This is a genomic window from Mycobacteroides chelonae CCUG 47445, from assembly GCF_001632805.1.
In the GTDB taxonomy this organism is placed as follows: Bacteria; Actinomycetota; Actinomycetes; order Mycobacteriales; family Mycobacteriaceae; genus Mycobacterium; species Mycobacterium chelonae.
The window spans coordinates 2741729-2763148 of the sequence record NZ_CP007220.1; the positions used below are offsets into that span (position 1 = coordinate 2741729).

23 protein-coding genes are annotated in these 21420 nt (G+C 64.4%); 8 read left to right on the forward strand and 15 right to left on the reverse strand.

Going from position 1 to position 21420, the window contains the following annotated elements:
- Positions 1 to 25: 25 nt before the first annotated feature.
- The 7 genes from tal (at position 26) to BB28_RS13510 (ending at position 6310) form a co-directional block, all read left to right on the forward strand.
- Positions 26 to 1159: a transaldolase gene (tal, locus tag BB28_RS13480; RefSeq protein ID WP_030093486.1), complete on the forward strand. Its 1134-nt coding sequence runs from the start codon at positions 26 to 28 to the stop codon at positions 1157 to 1159.
- Between the two features lie 35 nt (positions 1160 to 1194).
- The gene (gene zwf, locus BB28_RS13485; protein ID WP_030093487.1) at positions 1195 to 2745 is read left to right on the forward strand and encodes a glucose-6-phosphate dehydrogenase; all 1551 of its coding nucleotides are present in this window, start codon (positions 1195 to 1197) and stop codon (positions 2743 to 2745) included.
- On the forward strand, positions 2742 to 3650 hold the full coding sequence (gene opcA / locus BB28_RS13490; RefSeq protein ID WP_030093488.1) for a glucose-6-phosphate dehydrogenase assembly protein OpcA: 909 nt from the start codon (positions 2742 to 2744) through the stop codon (positions 3648 to 3650). The genes zwf and opcA overlap by 4 nt, the downstream gene beginning before the upstream one ends.
- Complete coding sequence (gene pgl, locus BB28_RS13495) at positions 3647 to 4390, forward strand: 6-phosphogluconolactonase (protein WP_046253857.1); 744 nt, start codon at positions 3647 to 3649, stop codon at positions 4388 to 4390. The genes opcA and pgl overlap by 4 nt, the downstream gene beginning before the upstream one ends.
- Before the next feature lie 457 nt (positions 4391 to 4847).
- The gene (locus BB28_RS13500; protein ID WP_046255816.1) at positions 4848 to 5417 is read left to right on the forward strand and encodes a hypothetical protein; all 570 of its coding nucleotides are present in this window, start codon (positions 4848 to 4850) and stop codon (positions 5415 to 5417) included.
- Between the two features lie 86 nt (positions 5418 to 5503).
- Positions 5504 to 6013, forward strand: coding sequence for a cytochrome c oxidase subunit 3 (locus BB28_RS13505; protein ID WP_081252391.1), 510 nt, complete (start codon positions 5504 to 5506; stop codon positions 6011 to 6013).
- A 15-nt stretch (positions 6014 to 6028) separates the two neighbouring features.
- Complete coding sequence (locus BB28_RS13510; protein WP_046253859.1) at positions 6029 to 6310, forward strand: cytochrome C oxidase subunit IV family protein; 282 nt, start codon at positions 6029 to 6031, stop codon at positions 6308 to 6310.
- Here BB28_RS13510 and BB28_RS13515 read toward each other — a convergent pair.
- The 5 genes from BB28_RS13515 to BB28_RS13535 form a co-directional block, all read right to left on the reverse strand.
- Positions 6307 to 7056: a hypothetical protein gene (locus BB28_RS13515; protein WP_046253860.1), complete on the reverse strand. Its 750-nt coding sequence runs from the start codon at positions 7054 to 7056 to the stop codon at positions 6307 to 6309. The two genes, BB28_RS13510 and BB28_RS13515, sit on opposite strands and share 4 nt — an antisense overlap.
- Positions 7043 to 7378 carry a hypothetical protein gene (locus tag BB28_RS13520; RefSeq protein ID WP_046253861.1) on the reverse strand — a complete coding sequence of 112 codons (336 nt, stop codon included), beginning with the start codon at positions 7376 to 7378 and terminating at the stop codon, positions 7043 to 7045. The genes BB28_RS13515 and BB28_RS13520 overlap by 14 nt, the downstream gene beginning before the upstream one ends.
- Complete coding sequence (locus BB28_RS13525) at positions 7375 to 7761, reverse strand: hypothetical protein (protein WP_046253862.1); 387 nt, start codon at positions 7759 to 7761, stop codon at positions 7375 to 7377. The genes BB28_RS13520 and BB28_RS13525 overlap by 4 nt, the downstream gene beginning before the upstream one ends.
- Positions 7762 to 8030: 269 nt before the next feature.
- Positions 8031 to 8267, reverse strand: coding sequence for a preprotein translocase subunit SecG (secG, locus tag BB28_RS13530; RefSeq protein ID WP_030093493.1), 237 nt, complete (start codon positions 8265 to 8267; stop codon positions 8031 to 8033).
- Positions 8268 to 8316: 49 nt separating this feature from the next.
- Positions 8317 to 9486, reverse strand: a complete 1170-nt coding sequence (locus tag BB28_RS13535; RefSeq protein WP_046253863.1) for a neutral zinc metallopeptidase — start codon at positions 9484 to 9486, stop codon at positions 8317 to 8319.
- A 78-nt stretch (positions 9487 to 9564) separates the two neighbouring features.
- On the opposite strand from BB28_RS13535, the gene BB28_RS13540 reads away from it, so the two are divergent.
- Entirely contained in the window at positions 9565 to 11235 is a 1671-nt protein-coding gene (locus tag BB28_RS13540; protein WP_046253864.1) for a DUF2207 domain-containing protein, read from the forward strand.
- Position 11236: 1 nt separating this feature from the next.
- Here the strand turns inward: BB28_RS13540 and tpiA are convergent, their stop codons facing one another.
- The 10 genes from tpiA to BB28_RS13590 all read right to left on the reverse strand — a co-directional run bounded on the left by tpiA (position 11237) and on the right by BB28_RS13590 (position 21362).
- On the reverse strand, positions 11237 to 12022 hold the full coding sequence (gene tpiA / locus BB28_RS13545) for a triose-phosphate isomerase (RefSeq protein WP_046253865.1): 786 nt from the start codon (positions 12020 to 12022) through the stop codon (positions 11237 to 11239).
- Between the two features lie 11 nt (positions 12023 to 12033).
- Positions 12034 to 13260 carry a phosphoglycerate kinase gene (locus BB28_RS13550; RefSeq protein WP_046253866.1) on the reverse strand — a complete coding sequence of 409 codons (1227 nt, stop codon included), beginning with the start codon at positions 13258 to 13260 and terminating at the stop codon, positions 12034 to 12036.
- A gap of 2 nt (positions 13261 to 13262) precedes the next feature.
- Positions 13263 to 14285 (reverse strand): type I glyceraldehyde-3-phosphate dehydrogenase, encoded by a 1023-nt coding sequence (gap, locus tag BB28_RS13555; protein WP_030093498.1) that lies wholly within the window; start codon positions 14283 to 14285, stop codon positions 13263 to 13265.
- Positions 14286 to 14341: 56 nt separating this feature from the next.
- On the reverse strand, positions 14342 to 15565 hold the full coding sequence (locus BB28_RS13560; RefSeq protein WP_046255817.1) for an MFS transporter: 1224 nt from the start codon (positions 15563 to 15565) through the stop codon (positions 14342 to 14344).
- A gap of 179 nt (positions 15566 to 15744) precedes the next feature.
- Complete coding sequence (gene whiA / locus BB28_RS13565) at positions 15745 to 16722, reverse strand: DNA-binding protein WhiA (protein ID WP_030093500.1); 978 nt, start codon at positions 16720 to 16722, stop codon at positions 15745 to 15747.
- Positions 16719 to 17795, reverse strand: a complete 1077-nt coding sequence (locus tag BB28_RS13570) for a gluconeogenesis factor YvcK family protein (protein WP_046253867.1) — start codon at positions 17793 to 17795, stop codon at positions 16719 to 16721. Before BB28_RS13570 ends, whiA begins: the two co-directional genes overlap by 4 nt.
- A complete protein-coding gene (rapZ, locus tag BB28_RS13575; RefSeq protein WP_046253868.1) occupies positions 17792 to 18706 on the reverse strand; it encodes an RNase adapter RapZ in 915 nt (304 codons plus the stop codon). Before rapZ ends, BB28_RS13570 begins: the two co-directional genes overlap by 4 nt.
- Positions 18678 to 20723, reverse strand: coding sequence for an excinuclease ABC subunit UvrC (gene uvrC, locus BB28_RS13580; protein ID WP_046253869.1), 2046 nt, complete (start codon positions 20721 to 20723; stop codon positions 18678 to 18680). Before uvrC ends, rapZ begins: the two co-directional genes overlap by 29 nt.
- Before the next feature lie 63 nt (positions 20724 to 20786).
- Complete coding sequence (locus tag BB28_RS13585) at positions 20787 to 21023, reverse strand: hypothetical protein (RefSeq protein ID WP_101312343.1); 237 nt, start codon at positions 21021 to 21023, stop codon at positions 20787 to 20789.
- Positions 21024 to 21035: 12 nt separating this feature from the next.
- Entirely contained in the window at positions 21036 to 21362 is a 327-nt protein-coding gene (locus tag BB28_RS13590; protein ID WP_046255818.1) for a hemophore-related protein, read from the reverse strand.
- Positions 21363 to 21420 lie beyond the last annotated feature (58 nt).

The following is a 21420-nucleotide window of genomic DNA, read 5'->3' on the forward strand; positions in this document are numbered from 1 at the left end:
CCCGAATCAGGAAGGGATGAATCCCATGAGCACATCTGATCAGAACGCTAATCTCGCCGAACTGAGCGAAGCCGGAGTCGCCGTCTGGCTCGACGATCTCTCCCGGGACCGACTCAACTCGGGCAACCTCGCCGAGTTGATCGCGACCAGAAGCATCGTCGGGGTGACCACCAACCCTGCGATCTTCCAGGCCGCCCTGTCCAAGGGGCATGCCTACGACGCGCAGATCGCCGAGCTGGCCGAGCGGGGGGCCGATGTCGACTCGGCAATCCGCACCGCCACCACCGATGACGTGCGCGCCGCCTGCGACGTGTTGGCTCCGCAGTACGAAGCCTCCGAGGGCGTCGACGGCCGAGTGTCCATCGAGGTGGACCCGCGCCTGGCACACGACACCGACAAGACCATCCTGCAGGCGATCGAGCTGTGGAAGATCGTCGATCGGCCCAACCTGTTGATCAAGATCCCAGCCACCAAGGCCGGTCTGCCCGCGATCTCGGCGGTCATCGCCGAAGGCATCTCGGTCAACGTCACCCTGATCTTCTCGGTGGAACGCCACAAGGAAGTGATGGATGCCTACCTGGCCGGTCTGGAGGCCGCCAAGGAAGCCGGACGCGACCTCTCCAAGATCCACTCGGTGGCCTCGTTCTTCGTCTCCCGGGTAGACACCGAGATCGACAAACGCCTCGAGGACATCGGCAACGGTCAGGCACTGTCCCTGCGGGGCCGGGCCGGGGTCGCCAATGCCCGCCTCGCCTACCAGGCCTACGAGAAGGTCTTCGATCACGGTCACAGGTTCGCCGAGCTCAAGAAGGCCGGTGCGCGCGTGCAGCGTCCGCTGTGGGCCTCGACCGGAGTCAAGAACCCCGACTACGACGACACCCTCTACGTGGTGGACCTGGTGGCTCCGCACACCGTCAACACCATGCCCGAGAAGACGTTGGAGGCCGTTGCCGATCACGGCATCGTCACCGGCAACACCATTCACGGAACATATGACGGCGCGCACGCGGTCTTCCATGAGCTCAGTCGCGCCGGCATCGATCTGGACGACGTGTTCGAGGTGCTCGAGACCGAGGGCGTCGACAAGTTCGAGGTCGCCTGGAACGAGCTCATCGACGCCACCCAAGCCCAACTCGACGCGGTATCCACCAAGGAGTGAGCGTGGATGACGGTCTTCACACGAAAGGCTCATCCATGACTGACATTCTTCGCGCGAACGGCTCATCGGCGACAAACCCGTTGCGGGACAAGCGCGATAAGCGTCTTCCACGCATCGCGGGACCCTGCTCGCTGGTGATCTTCGGGGTCACCGGCGATCTGGCCCGCAAGAAGTTGATGCCGGCCATCTATGACCTGGCCAATCGCGGGCTGCTGCCACCGAGCTTCGCGTTGGTCGGGTTCGCCCGCCGGGACTGGGCCAACGAGGACTTCGGCCAGATCGTGCTCGATGCCGTGAAGGAACACTCACGCACCCCGTTCCGTCAGCACGTCTGGGACCGTCTTGCCGAAGGAATCCGTTTCGTGCAGGGCAGTTTCGATGATGACGAGGCCTTCGAGCAGCTCAAGAAGACCCTGCAGACGCTCGACGAGGAACGCGGCACCGGCGGCAATCACGCCTTCTACCTGTCGATTCCGCCGAAGGCATTCCCCACGGTGTGCGAGCAGCTGTCCAAGTCCAGACTCGCGCAGCCCGTGGACGGCGCATGGCGCCGCGTCGTGATCGAAAAACCCTTCGGCCACGATCTGCAGAGCGCCCGCGAGCTGAATGCCGTGGTCAATGAGGTGTTCCCCGAGGAATCGGTCTTCCGGATCGATCATTACCTCGGCAAGGAGACGGTGCAGAACATCCTGGCGCTGCGGTTCGCTAACCAGTTGTTCGACCCGATCTGGAACGCCCACTTCGTGGACCATGTGCAGATCACCATGGCCGAGGACATCGGATTGGGCGGCCGCGCAGGCTATTACGACGGCATCGGGGCAGCACGCGATGTCATCCAGAATCACCTGCTGCAACTGCTGGCATTCACCGCGATGGAAGAGCCCATCAACTTCTCCCCCGCCGAGCTGCAGGCCGAGAAGATCAAGGTGCTCTCGGCCACTCGGCTGGCCGAGCCGCTCGCCGAAACCACTGCCCGCGGCCAATACGGGCCCGGGTGGCAGGGCAGCCAGCAGGTGCCCGGTCTGCTGGAGGAGGAAGGCTTCTCCAAGACCTCGACCACCGAGACTTTCGCCGCGATCACCCTGGAGGTCGACAGCCGCCGCTGGGCAGGGGTCCCGTTCTATCTGCGCACCGGTAAACGCCTCGGCCGCCGGGTCACCGAGATCGCCCTGGTGTTCAAACGGGCACCACATCTGCCCTTCGACTCCACGATGACCGAGGAACTTGGCGCCAATGCGCTGGTGATTCGGGTGCAGCCCGATGAGGGCGTCACGCTGCGCTTCGGATCGAAGGTTCCGGGCACCGCGATGGAGGTACGAGACGTCAACATGGACTTCTCGTATGAGCAGGCCTTCACCGAGGAATCGCCCGAGGCGTACGAGCGATTGATTCTCGACGTGCTGTTGGGCGAGCCCTCGCTGTTCCCGGTGAACGCCGAAGTCGAGTTGTCGTGGCGGATCTTGGATCCCGCCCTGGACTTCTGGGCGTCGGAAGGAAAACCCGAGACCTACGAATCCGGCACCTGGGGCCCCCAGTCGGCGTTCGACATGCTGGCCCGTACGGGACGTGACTGGAGGCGACCATGATCATCGATCTGCCCGACACCACCACCAACGACGTCAACAAAAAGCTGGTGGAGCTGCGCGAAACCGGTGGTGCTGTCACCATGGCGCGCGTCCTGACCCTGGTTGTCATCACCGACGCCGGCGATGACGTCGAAGAGGTCATCGAGGCTGCCAACGGCGCCAGCCACGAGCATCCGTGCCGCATCATCGTGCTGGAGCGCAATCCGCTGGCCCCCACCACCGGGCTCAATGCCCAGATCCGGGTCGGGGGTGACGCCGGGACCGGCGAGGTCGTCGTATTGCGGCTGCGCGGCCCTCTCGCCGCCCACGAGCACAGTGTCGTGATCCCGTTCCTGTTGCCCGATACCCCGGTGGTGGCGTGGTGGCCCAACCAGGCGCCCGCCATTCCCGCGAAAGATCCGCTGGGACGTCTAGCGATCCGCCGCATCACCGATGCGACGACGGCACCAGACCCCTTGAACGCCATCAAGAACCGGCTCGCCGGATACACCCCCGGCGACACCGACCTGTCATGGAGCCGGATCACCTACTGGCGTGCGCTGCTGGCCTCGGCCCTGGATCAGCCACCGTACGAGGGCATCAACTCGGCAGTGGTGTCCGGGCTCGCCACCGAACCCGCGCTCGATGTCACCGCGGGCTGGCTCGCGTCACGTATCGAAGGACCCGTCACCCGGCTGGTCGGCGAGCTCAAGGTGGAACTGCACCGGGACAGCGAGGTCGTCACCCTGAGCCGGCCGCAGACCGGGGCCATCGCGACCTTGGCCCGCACCGGGCGCCCGACAGCATCACTTCCGTTGCCGCGCAGAGAGACACGAGATTGCCTGGCCGAGGATTTGCGCCGCCTCGATCCCGATGAGATCTACCGCACGGCGCTTGAGGGAATCGCGAAGGTGCAATACCTATGAGTGAAACAATCATCGAAAAGTACGCGGATACCGATACTTTGGTGACCGCAGCAGGCGACCGGCTGGCATCGGCAATCGCCGGTGCCCTCGCCGAACGCGGCAAGGCGCTGATCGTGCTCACCGGGGGCGGTACCGGCATCGCCCTGCTCAAGCATCTGCGCGAGGTGGCCAGCGATCTCGACTGGGCCAACGTCCACGTGTTCTGGGGCGACGACCGGTACGTCCCGAAGACCGATCCGGAACGTAATGCCTGGCAGGCCTGGGAGGCACTGCTTGAGCATGTCGACTTCCCGCTGCGCAACATGCACGCGATGCCCAACAGCGAAAGCGAGTACGGCACCGACCTGGACGCGGCCGCACTCGCCTACGAGCAGCTGCTGGCGGCCAATGCCGAGCCCGGCCAGGACTGCCCGGCCTTCGACGTCCACCTGCTGGGCATGGGCGGCGAGGGGCATATCAATTCACTGTTCCCGCATACCGATGCCGTCAAGGAAACACACCGACTGGTGGTTGCGGTGCCCGACTCCCCCAAGCCCCCACCGCAGCGGATCACGTTGACGCTGCCCGCTATTCAGCGTTCACGCGAGGTGTGGTTGATCGTCTCCGGCGAAGCCAAAGCCGAAGCCGTCGCGGCGGCGATCGGAGGGGCCGATCCGATCGATGTGCCCGCGGCAGGCGCCAAGGGCACCGAACGTACCGTGTGGCTGCTCGACGAAGCCGCCGCGAGCCAGCTGAACTAGGCGATCCTCATTCGGCCTTGATTCAGGGCCGAAACAGATTGCCGCTTCGCGTTTTACCGAGCGCCAGATCCGCCGACGCCCCCGACGAACCGACTCCACGTACCGACGCGCTCAGATTCGATGCGGCGGCAACTTCCCACAGGGTATTGACCTCCTCCACGCTTCGGGCATATGTTAACGATCGGTCAATTCGCTGACATACCCACACCGCATCGCGGCCACAGACCTTTCGACCAACAGGGTCCTGAGCGATAGCCGCACACGGCGGGCTACACGGTGAGGAGTTCGACGCATGCACGACCGGACGTTAGAGCGCGCCAGCGCGTGGTCAGGGCTGCTTTACCTGCTGATATTCGGCACCGGCTGGATGCTGGTGGCACACTTCATGCCACCAATTCCACCTTCGGCCGACCCCGCGGCGGTAGCCGGCCAGTTCGAGCGCCGACATGTCTGGCTCATGCTCGCAGCGGTACTCATGATGTGCTCGACATTTGCCCTGTTCCCAGTTTCGGCACTATTGGTCCTGATTGCCCGGAGGATCGAGCGCCACGCCGGCCTGGTCACCGTCATGATGGGCCTGACCCTGGCGACGTATCTGGTGATGAACTTCTACACACCGTTTTCGTTCGCCGTGGCGGCGTTTCGGACCGAGCGCGACCCTGCGCTTGTGCAGTACGCGAGCGATTACGGATTTCTCCAATTCATCGGGGGTATCCCCATGTTCTTGATGGTATGGATACTGAGCGCCTACGCCATACTCGTACTGAGCCCCCGTCACGACCCGTTGATCCCGCGCTGGTTCGGATACCTGAACCTGTGGATCGCGATCCTCTACCTGCCCGAGCTCCTGGTGTTCTTCTTCCATTCGGGTCCGTTCGCATGGAACGGTGTCGTGGGGTTCTGGATCCCCGCAATTCTTTTCATCGTCTACTTCGCGGTCTCACCGGCGATCCTCGTACCAGCCGTACGCACGCTCATCGCCGAATCCGAATCCTCCAATACTCTTACAAAGGCGCACTTTTCGTGAGCCTCGAGGCCGGTGTGCGGGTGCCCACGCACCGGACCCGCACCAAAGGACACGTACCGGGCGAAGCAGAGCTGTGGATCTTCATCATGGGGGATCTCACGGTCTTCGGCGTCTTCTTCGCGATCTGGGGATGGAACTACTCCCGAAACCCCGCTATGTTCGAGCTCGGCCGCGCGAGCATGTCACAGCCACTCGGGCTGGCCGAAACCCTCACCCTGATAACGAGTTCCGCTGCGGTGGTAGCCGCACTTACCCATGCCCGCTGGAAACAATGGGCTCGCGCCCAGGGCTACTATCTGGCCGCCATCGGATTCGGCTCGATGTTCGTGGTGCTGAAGGCAGTTGAATACAGTCGCCATCTGGCTGCGGGCTCTCATACCGTCGCGGGTGAGTTCTTCATGTACTACTTCGTTTTCACTGGAATTCACCTGCTGCACGTGCTGGTGGGACTGCTCGGCCTGAGTGCTGCCGCCCGCTCAATGCGTCCCACCGCCACACGCCGCTACGGCGTAGCGCTCCTCGAAGGCATCGGCGTGTACTGGCACATGGTGGACGTCCTCTGGGTCGTGCTGTTCGCATTGATCTACCTGATTTAGATAGTGAGCAAGCCGATGACCATTTCTTCGCTGCACACGCGCGTGGGTCGTACCGCACTGCCTACCTGGCTGGCGCTGACGGTCTGCACCGTGCTCTCGTGGTCCGAGAGTTCCCCGGTACGGCCCTCGAAGGCGGTGATACTGATCGTGCTGTCGCTGACTGCGGTGAAGGCAGTACTCATCATCGCCTCCTACATGGAGATCAACCGCGCACCGCGGTGGCTTCAAACACTGTGCGGTACTTGGATCATCGTTGTCTTCGCAATCCTTACCTACACCCTGTGCGTGGCGGTCTAGCTCTCGTTGCCCTGTCCGGCGGCGAAGAGCGCGTCCGGGTCTACGGACAGGCCATGCGCCGTCTGGGCCGGTGCCGGCGCAGACAGCTGAGCTGGCGCACCCGGCGAGGGCGCGACGGAGGGTCCCGGCGCGGGCGTTTTCAGACGCTGAACATTGATCGCGAACTCCGCCACCGCATCCCGGATCGCTGCCGCATGCTCGTCAAGACGGTCCAAGAGCTGCGATAGCGTGCGGCCCATCTTGTTTCCAAGCTCGGAGGCATCGGCCACGGCGGAGGCGATCGTGGTCGCCACGCTGCCACCCTGCGTGATGGGCGAGGCCGCCCGAGCCGCCGTGAACTCGGTAATGACGTCGTCCACATACCCTTCCACCCATTGCCCGAGCATGCTCCGGGTATGCGTGACCAGATCCGTCACGACGTTGATGCGCTGATTGACATTCGCTGCGACGAGGCGCAGCTCCTGCAAAGCGTCATCGAGAGCACCTGCCGCCTCACCGAATCCTGTTGCCGCCGCGCCGCTGTGACCATCGCCCAGCCCACTGAGCACCGCCGACAGTTCCTGTTGCACATTGGTGATATCGGCAATGCAATAGCGCCAGAACGTGGCTTCGGCGGACGCCGCGACGGGGTCACCCCGCATTGCATCGAGTGGTTCTTCGAGGAACTGCACATGCTCGACCAGGAAGCCCAATCCGGCGTCATAGAGGCGAGTGAGCGGTTTCAGCTCGGCATCAAGGGTGTCCACCGAACCCTTCACCAATCTTCGTCATCGCGGCGACAGTCTGATCCTCCGCCTCGGCGATCTGCCGAGCTTGATCGTGCAGGCGCTGTCCCGTCTCCACAATGACATCGCCCAGCGTGCGGACCGCGTCGGACAGCTCATCGATGCTTCCCCGCACCGACATCACGAAATCCGACGACACAGACCCCAGGTCCTGATCGCCGAGCCCCTCGCCGTGGTGCTCGAGCAAGAACCGCACCGACTCCCCGGCGCTCTCCAGGTTCGCCGCCTCGTGCAACACCACATCGCGGTCAAAGTGGAAGGTCCCGCCCGGCTCATTGCTCATGAGGACGGTCCCAGATGTTCACCCTCCCCAAGGTGCCCCCCGTCCAGGTAGCCCTTGACGTAGTCCATGGCCGGTCCATCACCGGTGAGGTCATGCAACGTGCTGTGGATCTGGCTGGCCGCATTGACCTGTGCCGCGGCGATAGTCCTGGTGATGATTGCCGACAGATCTCGCGCGTCCATCGACAGTGTCGACTCATCGAGATCCAGCGCCTCGATGCGGCCGCCCGACCCAACGGTCACCGCGACTCCGACATCATCCTTGGCGTGTCCGCGAACCAGGCCCACGGTCTGCTGCACGTACTGGGCGCGCTGCCCAAGAACCTCCAGGCGATCCTGATACTCACGGATCCATTGGCGGGGGTCACCACGGCACTCCGACATGTCGAGGGGCTCCTTTCCTGGGGGGGGTACGGCCGGTGAAACGGGAACGTCCCCTCCGCGTCCCCGGTCCACCGACCGCTGATGGCACTCGTCGACTTCAGTGCCATACATAGAGATTGATGGTCCGAGGACATGAATCGGTTCCATGAATTTTGAAGAAATTTCTCGGCAAATAGATGAAACATCAACTACCAGCGAGAATATCTACCGCAGAGACAAAACAGCGGACTACCTGTGGAGTAGTCCGCTGCCGGTAAAACGTCGTTCCGTTATCCGCCGAGCTTGATCTCCAGCCCGACGCCGATGATCGAGATCACCCAAATAGCCGTGACGAAGTAGGTGAGCCGGTCCAGGTTCTTCTCCACCACGGTTGAACCGGAGAGGCTCGACTGCACGCCACCACCGAACAGCGTGGACAGACCACCGCCCTTCGCACGGTGCAACAGCACCAGCAAGACCACGAGCAAGCTCGTGATCACCAGGATGATCTGCAACGCCAATTCCATGGAGGTAAGCGTACCGGCTCGGTTCCGCTCATCTGCGCAGGGACTCCGGTCAGCTCACTTCGGAACTATCAGCCAGCCAGGTATTACATTCCCACAGTCGATTCTTGAGCGAACCATGCCGCCACCATGCCTCGGCGTGCTGGTTGGAACCGTGGTCACGCTGCGGCTGTTGCCCATCTCCGCGATCCTGATCGTTCCAGGCCAGGTCGAGTTCCTGCTGGGTGATGGTGCCACCACGTCGGGAGCCAAGGAACATTCCTGAGAAGCACTGGGCCTGCAGTTCCAGTCGTCGGGACAGCTCAAGTCCCAGCGGTGAATCGACTCCGGCAGCGCGGCGCTGGCGCCAGTACTCATCCCACATCCCGCTGAGCTCCTGCGCATGGTGCCCATACTCGTGGGCGTAAACGGCCAGGTAGATACCGTCATGATTCCCATACCTGCCCGGCGGCACACCCACGATCGACATGTAGATGGTGTTGTTCGAGGGGCAGTAAAAGGCGGCCCTCTCCCTTCCGAAATATTCACCTCCACAGGGCGAATCCACATAGTCTCCCGCCACTACCAAACCCGGCGACGACCACGGCAGGCTGTGCCCGTCAAGCAGCCGCCGCCACTCCGGATCCATGCACCCGCGAAGGTCGCGGTAGAAGGCGTCGGCGTGCGGGATGTCGAACGGCCATGTGCTCGTGGAGCAGGGCGCATTCGTGAATCCCGCGTCCTGATTCCGAAATAACGGATTGTTGCCGAGCGCGTACACCGGCTTGGGGCCAGGAGGCGGCGGGGGCGCCGGTGCCGTGGTGGGCCTCGTCGACGATGCGGTCCACACGGTGGTACTGCGAACTGTGGTCGACGGGTACTGCCACGTGGTTGTGGCTCGCACCGAACGGTCTCTATTCGGCCGCAGTGCCCATACCGCCACCGTGCCCAGCACGAAAGCGACAACCAGAGCGCAAACTACGCCGGCGACGATCAGGCCGGTGTGAGACCCACCGTGCGTACGCGGCCGCGGTCCGTATCCGGCGGGCGGCAGATACACCGGACGTACCGGTGGCACTGGGTAGGCGGGCCGCGGTTGAGGCGCAGGGTGTCCCGGCAATGGCGCAACGGGCGGTGGACGCCATCCACGTGGAGGTGGCGCCATCGGAGCCTGCGCGGGCGGCGGTAGTGGTGTACCCCAGCCGGGCACCGGCCTGGATTGGTAGTACGGCTGCTGCCCCATGTGGTCCGCCCCCTGAACACCTTCGGTGAATGCGCGCCAGCATATCGACCCTGACCTAGGGTTACCGCCGTGGGAGAGATGATTCGCGGGGCGGTGTTGCGGCTGTTGATCTGTTTAACGCTCGGTACCGGATGGCTGGTCGCGGCGACGCCTGCGCGCGCAGACGATCCCGCCGGCACCGTGGCGGTCGCCATGAATCTGGCCGAGGACGGCACGCTGCACATCACCGAAACCATCACGCCCGCCAAGGACCAAGTGCTGCAACGTCGCCTGCTGCTCGACACGGCCGTCGAAGGCAATCGGGTACAGCATTTCGAAGTCGACCAGATAGCCACTACCGGTGCCGCCCAGGCTATCTCGGACGGTAACGCGTTGACCGCCGTCGCTCACGGCCCGGCCACGATCAGCTACACGGTGCGCGGCGCTGTCACCGACATCGGTGATCGGCAACAGGTGCTGTGGCCCGTAGCCTCCGGATGGGACTCGGGACTGCGAAACGTCACGGCCTCGTTCGTGTCCCCGAGCACCAAACCCAGCTCTCCCGAATGCTCTGTCGGCGCGCCAGGTTTTCAAATACGTTGTACCTCAGCGCAGGTCGATCACACCGGGGTAATCCGGCTTCAGCAGAACGAACTCCCACCGGATTCTGTCGTCGTCTTCAGCGTCATGCTGCCGGCCGGCACGGTCCCGGCCAGCGCCACCTTCACCACAATCCCCGGGGCGCCGGGGCCGTTCGCGCTGACGAGGTCGTCGATCACCGCGCTCACAGGGCTCGGTGGCACTGCGATCGCCCTAGCCTGCTGGGTGATTACCGCGCGCCGTCGTGATGCACGGGCCGCCGAAATGGCCATCGCCTTGGCCGATCCCCTCGTGCACGATGACAAGGGGGCACGATTCGCAGCACCGGACGGTGTCCTACCGGGACAGGTTGGCACCGTTGTCGATCTGCGTGTCGACGCCGTGGACCTCACCGCGACGATCGTCGACCTCGCGGTGCGCGGATACCTCTGGATCGCCGAAACAGACGGCCCCGGTGCACAGCTCGATTGGCAGATATCCCATCGCGCTCCGATGGATGGCCTACTGACCACCTACGAGACCCAGCTGCTGAATATCCTGCTCCCCCAAGGCACCGAGACGGTCTTCGTATCCAGCTTCCAGACACCGGATTCCCGGCTGGATCTTGCCGGCATCTCCGACACGATGTATGCCGACGCCCAGCGCAATCGGTGGTTCCGCCGTTCGCCAGAACACGTTGGCTCCCTGACCCGTTACGGGATCGGCGTGTTACTCGGCGGTCTCATGATCACGGCCGCCCTGGCGCTGAGCTTCGGCAGCGCCATGATCGGTGTGGCGGTATGCGGCGTAGGAGCCGTCTTCGCACTGGCCGGAATGCTACTTCCGGTGCGAACGGCTCGTGGCCGGCTACTGGTAGCGCATGTGGCCGCGCTGCGCCGCTACTTGGGTGAGCTCAGCATGGAGGACTTGGAGCCCACCGACAGGGAGATCATCCTCACCCGGGCGGCGCCCTACGCTGTGGTCCTGGGGCAGCTCGACGCATGGCTCAAAGCCATGGAAACACTCGATACCGCTGCAGACGGCTCACCCGGAATCGATTGGTACGAAACGACTTCGGAAGAAGTCAACAAAACCACGGCGAACATCACCGCGAATCTGCCGACCTTCCTCACCATTCTGGACGGCGTGCTGGCGCGTGGCGCGCACCTACAGAACCTGCCGCAGAACTGAGTTAGAGCAGCGGCCCGCCCGCCGCGATCGCCGACATCTGGGCGAACTGCTCGCCATCCAGCGAGGCGCCGCCCACCAGGGCGCCGTCCACATCTTCCTGCGCAACCAATTCGCCCACGTTCTTGGCATTGGCCGAGCCGCCATAGAGCACTCGCACGGACGCCGCCACGTCGGCGTTGGCGATCTGCGCCAACTCGGCCCGGATCGCCGCACACACTTCCTGAGCGTCGGCGGCGCTGGCCACCCGGCCGGTGCCGATCGCCCACACCGGCTCGTAGGCGATGACGACCTTCTCGACCTGCTCGGCGGTAAGCCCGGCCAGCGACCCCCGTAACGAGTCCACGTTGTATTGCACGTGGTCGCCCGCTTCGCGGATGTCCAGGGCTTCTCCGATGCAGACGATCGGCGTCAGACCGTGTTTGAGGGCCGCGGCCGCCTTGGCGGCGACCAGCGCATCGTCCTCGGCGTGGTACTGACGACGCTCGGAATGCCCGACCACGACGTACGTGACGCCCAGTTTGGCCAGGAAGGCGCCGCTGATCTCGCCGGTGTAGGCACCCGAGTCGTGCACCGACAGGTCCTGTGCGCCATAGGTCAACCGCAGCTTGTCCCCGTCGACCAGAGTTTGCACGCTGCGGATGTCGGTGAACGGCGGAATGACCGTCACATCCACCTTGTCGAAATACTTGTCCGGCAACGAGAACGCGATCTTCTGCACCAGGGCGATGGCCTCGAAGTGATTGAGGTTCATCTTCCAGTTGCCGGCGATCAACGGCTTACGCGACATGCGATGCTCCTCTAGCTTTCGAGAACGTCGATACCCGGAAGCGTCTTGCCCTCAAGGTATTCCAGGGATGCGCCACCACCGGTGGAGATGTGCGAGAAGCCGTCGTCCGGCAAGTCCAGCGCACGCACCGCGGCCGCCGAGTCACCGCCTCCGACCACGCTGAACGCACCCTTCTCGGTGGCCGCGATGATCGCCTCGGCCACACCCCGAGTACCCGCGGCGAAAGCCGGGAACTCGAAGACACCCATCGGACCATTCCAGAAGATGGTCTTGGCGTTCGACAGCACGGCCGTGAACCGCTTCACCGACTCGGGCCCGATGTCCAGACCCATCTTGCCGTCCGGGATAGCGTCTGCGGCAACGATTTCCGAGGGCGAATCGGCGGCGAACTCGTCCGCTGCCACGATGTCCATCGGCAGGTGAATCACGTCGGCATACGTATCCAGCAGCCGCTTGCACGTATCGACCATCTCCGGCTGCACCAGCGACTTGCCCACCGGCAACCCCTGCGCGGCCAGGAAGGTGAAGCACATCCCGCCACCAATCACCAGGCTGTCGGCCTTGGTGGCCAACGATTCGATGACTGCCAGCTTGTCGGAGACCTTGGACCCGCCAAGCACCACCGCATACGGACGCTCGGTGCTGGCCGTGAGCACCCGGAGAACTTCCACCTCGGCGGCCACCAGACCACCCGCGTAATGCGGCAGCAGTGTCGCCACGTCGTAGACGGAGGCCTGCTTGCGATGCACCACACCGAATCCATCGGAGACGAACGCACCGTCGGTGCCCGTTGGGCCGCCCACCAATTCGGCGAGCTCCTGGGCGAGCGCTCGTCGCTGCGCGTCATCCTTACTGGTCTCACGCGGGTCGAACCGGATGTTCTCCAGCAGCAGCACGTCACCGTCGGTCAGGCCTTCGGCGCGCGCCAGCGCATCGGTCCCGACAACGTCGCCGGCCACCTGCACGTGCTGCCCCAGCAGTTCACCGAGCGCCGCACCGACCGGAGCCAGGGACAGCTTGGGGTCCGGCGCACCGTCCGGGCGGCCGAGGTGCGCGGTGACGATGACCTTGGCCCCGGCACCCGCGAGCGCGCGGATGGTCGGGACCGAGGCCACGATGCGACCGGGGTCGGTGATGTTGAGATTGTCGTCGAGCGGGACGTTCAGGTCCGACCGGACCAGCACGCCCTTGCCCGAAACTCCCTCGGCCAGCAGGTCGTTGAGGGACTTGATCGCCATCGTTACAGCGACTTGCCGACCAGGCCGACCAGGTCGACGAGGCGGTTCGAGTAGCCCCACTCGTTGTCGTACCAGGAGACCACCTTGGCCTGGTTGTCGATCACCTTGGTCAATCCCGCGTCGAAGATCGAGCTGTGCGGGTCGGTGACGATGTCCGAGGACACGATCGGCGCGTCGTAGTACTTCAGGATGCCCTTGAGCTTGCCCTCCGCGGCGGCCTTCATGGCGGCGTTGATCTCGTCGGCGCTAGCGGCCTTGGCGAGCTCCACGGTGAGGTCGGTCGCCGAGCCGGTGGGGATCGGCACACGCAGGGCGTAACCGTCGAGCTTGCCCTTGAGCTCGGGCAGCACCAGGCCGATGGCCTTGGCGGCACCGGTCGAGGTCGGCACGATGTTCAGCGCGGCGGCGCGGGCACGGCGCAGGTCGCTGTGCGGGCCATCCTGCAGGTTCTGGTCCTGGGTGTAGGCGTGGATGGTGGTCATCAGGCCCTTGACGATGCCGAACTCGTCGTTGAGCACCTTGGCCAGCGGTCCGAGGCAGTTCGTGGTGCACGAGGCGTTGGAGATGATGTTCTGGCTGCCGTCGTACTTGTCGTCGTTGACGCCCAGCACGATGGTGATGTCCTCATCGCTGGCGGGCGCGGAGATGATGACCTTCTTGGCACCGGCGTCCAGGTGGCCCTGCGCCTTCTCACGCTTGGTGAAGATGCCGGTCGATTCGACGACAACGTCGACGCCCAGGTCGCCCCACGGCAGCGCCGCCGGGCCTTCGCGCACCTCGAGGGCCTTGATCTTGTGGTCGCCGACCACGATGGTGTCGTCGCCCTCCAGGCTGACGTCGTACGGCAGCCGCCCCAGAATGGAGTCGAATTTCAGCAGGTGGGCCAGGGTGGCGTTATCGGTCAGGTCGTTGACCGCGACAATCTCGATGTCGGTGTTGATCCCTTGAGCCTTCTGCGCGTCCAGTGCCCGAAAGAAGTTCCGGCCGATCCGGCCAAACCCGTTTACGCCTACCCGGACAGTCACGTAGCGCTCCCTCTTTGTCTGTTTGATCTGTGGTGTACCCGTTATCGGCACTCACATTAGCCCAGGGGGTGAGCCATTTCGTCCCGGCCCAGTCGCGCGAGGATGTGGGCGATGACCGCCAACACCAGCGGCGCCACGCCAGCGATGACGAACACCGTGGTGTTGCCGATGATGTGCGCGACCGGAACCACGAGTGCGAACGAGGCGGGCAGGCCGACGAGGGACACGAAGAAGTCCATGCTCGCCGCGCGGCCGAGCATCTCCTCGGGTACGCGACGCTGCATCAGAGTGCCCCAGATGACGTTGGCCGCCTGCATAGTGCCGCCCACGATGATCATGGCGAGGGCGATCATCCAGACACGTCCGGTGAACCCGATGAGCAGCAGCGGCAAGGACCCCGCTCCCCACATCAGGATCATCACCGTCAGGTACCGACGGGCCAGGGGCAGTGACGACACGATGAAGGACCCGGCGGCGCCGGCCAGACCGAACAACGCCAGCACCGTGGCATGTGTGCCAGGGTCTCCGCCGTGGTCCCGGATGACGAACGGAAGCAGAATCTCGATGGGCCCGACGACCACCAGCACATAACCGATCGCGAACAGCAGCGTGGCGAAGAACCACGTGGTGCGCACCATGTAGCGGAACCCCTCCGCCAAATCGGCCAGCGCACGGCGCACGGGGTGCTGACGTACGTCGGGCACGGCCACCGGCTCGTGGGTGTGCCGAACCAGCAGCAGACAGCCCAGACCCGCCGCCACCAGCGCACCCTCCAAGAGGAACGCCCCACCGGGTGACCACACACTGACGATGGCGGCACTGACGGCGGGACCGGCCGCGAGCTGCATCACGGGCCGCAGCACACCTTCGATTCCGTTGGCCGCCAACAGCTCATCGGCGGGCAACAAACTCGGCAACAACGCGGTGTAGGCCGGGATGTAGAAGCCCTCGGCGATCCCGAACAACAGTGAGTTGAGCGCCAGATGCCAGATATGGGCGGCACCGGTCAGCGCGAGCGTCGCAGTGGTGAACATCAGCACCGTCTGCAAGGCCAGCGAGCACCGCATCACCCACAACTTGGGCAGTCGATCCGCGGCGACACCCGCGGGCAGCACGCTGATCAGCAGACCCACACTGAAGGTGGTGCCGACGATGGCGACCTGCGCCGGCCCGAGCCCCATTCGGATGACCTGCCAGACGAGCGCCACCGTCCACATGCCATTGCCCAGCAGGGTCACCGCTAGGCCCAAAGTCAGCAGTCGATAGTCGCGATGCCGCAGTGGACGCAGCGCGCGCGGAAGACCGGCACTCTGATGATGTGGCTCTTCGCCCGAAGAGTCCTCGGGCATTTCCCCAAGGACCCCTTCGGTTTTCACCTGCTTATCGAAGTCCACCGATTCAGGGTACGAAAGCACTCCGACAATTCGCCATCGGTTTTCACTCGGCGTGAGGCGACTTGCTACGCCTCTTCGAGCAGCTCCGGGGTCACCGCGGACTCGGTATCGGGGATGCCGTCGGTCTTGGCCTTACGGTCGGCCATCGAGAGCAATCGCCGAATACGGCCCGCGACAGCATCTTTGGTCATCACTGGATCGGCGAGGCGGCCCAGCTCCTCAAGTGAGGCCTGCCGGTGCTCAACGCGCAGCTTTCCGGCGGCCGCGAGGTGGTCGGGCACCGTGTCGCCGAGGATTTCCAGGGCACGCTCCACGCGCGCAGCCGCAGCAACCGCAGCACGCGCGGACCTGCGCAGGTTCGCGTCGTCGAAATTCGCGAGCCTGTTCGCCGTCGCCCGCACTTCGCGGCGCATCCGGCGTTCTTCCCACGTCAGTCGGGTGTCCTGCGCGCCCATCCGGGTGAGCAGGGCACCGATGGCCTCGCCATCGCGAACCACCACCCGATCACTGCCCCGTACCTCACGCGCCTTGGCGCTCACGCCGAGCCGTCGGGCCGCACCCACCAGGGCCAGCGCGGCCTCCGGCCCCGGGCAGCTGACCTCCAGCGCCGATGACCGGCCGGGTTCTGTCAGCGAGCCGTGTGCCAGGAACGCGCCACGCCAGGCGGCCTCGGCATCGGCCACGCTGCCGCCGACTACCTGTGCGGGCAGCCCGCGCACCGGGCGGCCCCGCAGATCGAGCAGACCGGTCTGCCGCGCCAACGCTTCTCCGTCCTTGGCGACGCGGACCACATAACGAGTGGTCTTGCGGATACCGCCCGCGGACAACACGTGCACCACGGCGTTATAGCCGTACAGATCGAAGATGTCCTTGCGGAGACGCCGCGCGATGCTGCCCTGGTCGACTTCTGCCTCGACGACAACCCGGCCGCTGACGATATGCAGTCCGCCGGCGAACCGCAGCAGCGACGCGACCTCGGCGCGGCGGCTACTGACCTGAGTCACCACCAGGCGGCTCAGTTCGTCTTTGACCTCGGCGGTCATCGCCACGGGGTGTCCCCTCTCTGAATTCCATGCTGCGTGCTCCCGCCCCCCGCTGCCAGGCGCACCGTGGATTCGGCATCTGTTCCCGCGGCCGCGGCCGCGCTACCCGTTCGTACTCGATCCAAGACCGCAGACAGTTTCGCAGGGTCATGTAAATGTGTACCAGGGCGCGAGACGTCAGCGAATTGAACGTGCGCATTGAACAAGGCGGCTGCCCTGGTCAAGTGGTCGCGTTCGGTGTCATCTGCGGATGCGGATTCGACGACGATGTCATGCACACCGAACTCTGGCGCGTGTTGCGAGAGTACGTGCAAATGACGCTCCGCGGAAAAGCCCGCCGTCTCCCCCGGCTCCGGTGCCAGATTCAAGATCAGGGCCTTGCGAGCCTGGGTCTGCTGCAAAGCAGCGAAAAGTTCGGGCACCAGGACGTGTGGGATGACACTGGTGAACCAGGACCCGGGCCCTAAAACCACCAGGTCGGCGGCCATGATGGCCTCCACGGCCTGCCGGGTGGCCGGGGGGTTGCCCGGATGCATGCGGACGCGGCGCACCTTGCCGGGGGTGGTCGCCAGCGCCACCTGCCCGCGGATCACCCGGCTCATCCGCGGGTCGGACTCCAGACCGGATACGTCGGCCTCGATCTGTAACGGAATCGGGCACATCGGCAGCACCCGCCCGGTGATGCCGAGCATGCGGCCCATCTCGTCGAGCGCGGAGACCGGATCTGCGAGCATGTCGGTGAGCCCGGCCAGGATCAGGTTGCCGATCGGGTGCCCCGCCAACCCGCCGTTGCCGCCCAGCCGGTGCTGGATGGCCGTGGCCCACATGCGCCCGCGCGGGCTGTCGGAGGCGAGCGCCGCCAACGCCATGCGCAGATCGCCGGGTGGCACGATCCCGAGCTCGGAACGAATTCGCCCGGACGAGCCGCCGTCGTCGGACACTGTCACCACGGCGGTGATGTCGTGGGTAAGCCGTCGTGCCGCCGAGAGCGTGGCGTACAGACCGTGGCCACCACCGAGGGCAACGATCCGGGGTTCGCGGCGCGTGAACGGCTGGTCGATACCGGGGTTCATTCGCGCCCCAGGTCGCGGTGCAGTACCCGCACCGACAGGTCTTCATCGGGGGCAAAGGATGCGGCCAGTGCCTCGGTGATCGCGACACTGCGATGCTTACCGCCGGTACAGCCGACCGCGATTGTCATGTAGCGCTTTCCCTCTCGCCGGTAACCGTCGATGACGAGGTTCAGCAGCCGATGGTAGGTGTCCAGGAACTCGTCCGCGCCGGGTTGGCTCAATACGTACTGGCTCACCGACGGATGCTGACCGGTATGCGGTCGCAGCTCGTCAACCCAGTGTGGGTTCGGTAGAAATCGGACGTCGACGACCATATCGGCATCCATCGGTAGCCCATATTTGAATCCGAAAGATTCCACGGTGACGCTCAGATGTGCGACTGTTTCGGTGCTGAAGGCACGCTCGATAGCGGCACGTAGTGCGGGCACGGGCAACGACGAGGTGTCGATGACCAGATCCGCCGAGGCCCGGATGGGTGAGAGCAACGCGCGTTCGGCGGCGATACCCTCGGCAAGGGTCTGACCGCCCTGCAGCGGGTGACTGCGCCGGTTCTGTTCGTAGCGGCGCACCAGGCTCTCGTCGGAGGCCTCCAGGAAAAGCACACGTGGGCTGATCCCCCGGGTGGCCAGGTCGGCACGCACCGATTCCAGATCGCCGGTGAAGCCCCGGGAGCGGACATCCATCACCACCGCCAGCTGCGTGATGCGTGAACCCGCGGCAAGACCCAGGTCCACCATCCGGGTGATCAATTCGGGCGGCAGGTTATCGGCGACATACCATCCCAGGTCTTCGAGCACCTTGGCGGTGGTGCCGCGTCCCGCGCCCGATAGGCCCGTGACCAGGACGACGTCGATATCGGCGTTCGCGGGTCCGCTGGCCAGGTTAAGGGGATCGATTGTCATCGACTCCATTTTCGACCATGGCGGGCAGTGTTGCTTCGATTGCACCGGAAGTCGCCCCCGAATTGCTTGGACCGACGAGTGCCTCACGTACCGCCAGTGCGGTGGCCGCGCCGATGCCCGGCACGGCGGTGATCTCCTCGACGCTGGCCTTCTTGAGCTGCGCCACCGAACCGAAGTGCAAGACGAGCGCGGCCCGGCGTGCCTCCCCCAGGCCCGGTATGCCATCGAGCACCGAAGCGGTCATCCGCCGGGACCTCTTGCTGCGATGGAAGGTGATGGCGAATCGGTGCGCTTCGTCGCGAACGCGCTGCAGTAGATACAACGCCTCACTTGTCCTCGGCAGGATCACCGGATCCGGCTCACCCGGCACCCACACCTCCTCGAGGCGCTTGGCCAAGCCGATCACCGCGACATCGGTGACACCCAACTCGCTCAGTTCGGCAGCGGCCGCGTTGACCTGGGGCGCACCACCGTCGACGACGAAAAGGTTGGGCGGATAGGCGAACTTCCTCGACCTGCCTTCCGGAGCCGCAACACCGGCGACATCCAACCCCGGACCACCGTCACCGTGAACCTGCTGGTCCTGCACGTGCCGGGCGAATCGGCGCCGCGTCACCTCCGCAATGGAGCCGACGTCGTCGGAGCGCCCATCCCCGGCAGCCTCCCTGATGCTGTAGTGGCGGTAGTCCGACCGGCGGGACAGCCCGTCCTCGAAGACCACCAGCGAGGCCACCACGTCGGTGCCCTGGACATGGCTGATGTCGATGCACTCGATGCGCAGCGGCGCCTGCTCCAGGCCGAGCGCATCCTGAAGCTCCTGCAACGCCGCCGACCTTGTGGTGAGATCGCCTGCGCGCTTGAGCTTGTGCTGCGACAGGGCCTCTTTGGCATTGCGCTCCACCGTCTCGGCGAGCGCCTTTTTGTCGCCGCGCTGCGGTACCCGCAACGAGACCCGGGAACCCCGTAGGCCGGTCAACCAGGAGGTCATGCCCTCGGCATCACGCGGCAGCACCGGCACGAGAACCTCACGCGGCACCGGAGCCACGTCGGCATCCGTGTCGGCGACATACGCGAGATCGGCCTGGTCGCCGTAAAACTGAGTGAGGAACTGTTCGACGAGTCCCTCAAGATCGGAATCGCCCGGGTCCCCCGACTTTTCGACAATCCAGCCACGTTGGCCGCGAACCCGCCCACCACGCACATGGAACACCTGCACCGCGGCTTCCAGCTCGTCGTCGGCGAAGGCCACCACATCGGCGTCGGTGCCATCTCCGAACACAACAGTCTGTCGCTCCAGTGCACGCTGCAAGGCGGAAATGTTGTCGCGCAGCCGTGCCGCCCGCTCGAAATTGAGTTCCTTAGCCGCGTGGTTCATTTCACGTTCCATGTCCCGGGCCAGACGATCCGTCTTGCCAGAGAGGAAGTCGCAGAAATCGAGAACGATCTCCCGGTGCTCTTCGGCGCTCACCCGCCCGATGCAGGGCGCCGAACATTTCTCGATGTATCCCAGCAGGCATGGGCGGTCAATCTGTTTGTGCCGCTTGAACACTCCGTTAGAGCAGGTGCGGGCCGGGAAAACCCGGGTAAGCAGGTCGAGCGTCTCCCTGATCGCCCATGCATGCGAGTACGGGCCGAAGTAGCGCACGCCCTTACGGCGAGGCCCGCGATAGACGAACAGCCGCGGGTACTCCTCGTTGAGCGTGACGGCGAGCACCGGATACGACTTGTCGTCGCGGTAGCGCACATTGAAGCGCGGATCGAATTCCTTGATCCAGTTGTACTCGAGCTGCAGCGCTTCGACCTCGGTGCCCACCACGGTCCACTCCACGCTGCCGGCAGTGGTGACCATCTGCCGGGTACGCCGATGCAGACTGGCGACATCGGCGAAGTACGAGGTGAGCCGGCTACGAAGGCTCTTGGCCTTGCCCACGTAGATGACCCGTCCGTGCGGATCACGGAATCGATAGACCCCCGGCTCGACGGGTATCGAGCCGGGAGCCGGTCGATAGGTCGAGGGATCAGGCACGTATCCAGGCTAGTCGCGGAGTCCGACTAACCCTGGCGAGCAGAGCACGTCCGGCCCGGCCCGTCAGTGGTCGGACCAAGGAATCCCCAGCAGCTCCTGCTCAACCTCGGACTCCCACACGCCAAATGGATCGTCCGTGTAGATCTTGCATCGATAGTGCTCGGGGTCTTCGTGCGGGGCGCACGGCGGAATGTCCGCGTGCGCAACGTTCAGACTTGCCGTGGCAAACAACGCCAATGCCGCCATTCCGATGATGGATCCTCGCTTCAGGAGGCCAGTGATAAATGCAACGCTGCGCATCGCCATTGCCCCCTATTCCGAATCGCCGACTGTTTCAAGCGACTCGGCACTACACCTGCTCTTGAAATCGGTGAGTGGCCGACGAATATCCTGAAGATCTTGTTTTACATCCGGGTGTGAGCTCATGTACTGCCGCAGTTCAGTACGAATTTCCTTAGCATTTTTGCCCTTCAAACCGGACAAGAAGTCATTCACGTCAGGGTGCGTGTGCAGATAGACCGATTCCGAGGCGGAAACCCCCGCCACAATCCCCGCTAAGTCAGCAGCCGAGCAGTCGGGCGGTTCAGCACTTGGGTCTGCGTGAGCAATATTACAAAGAAATACACCCCCGATAAGCATCGACGACACATATCCAGACATCACCTTCGCCACGGCTATTCGCATAAACAACAGTAGC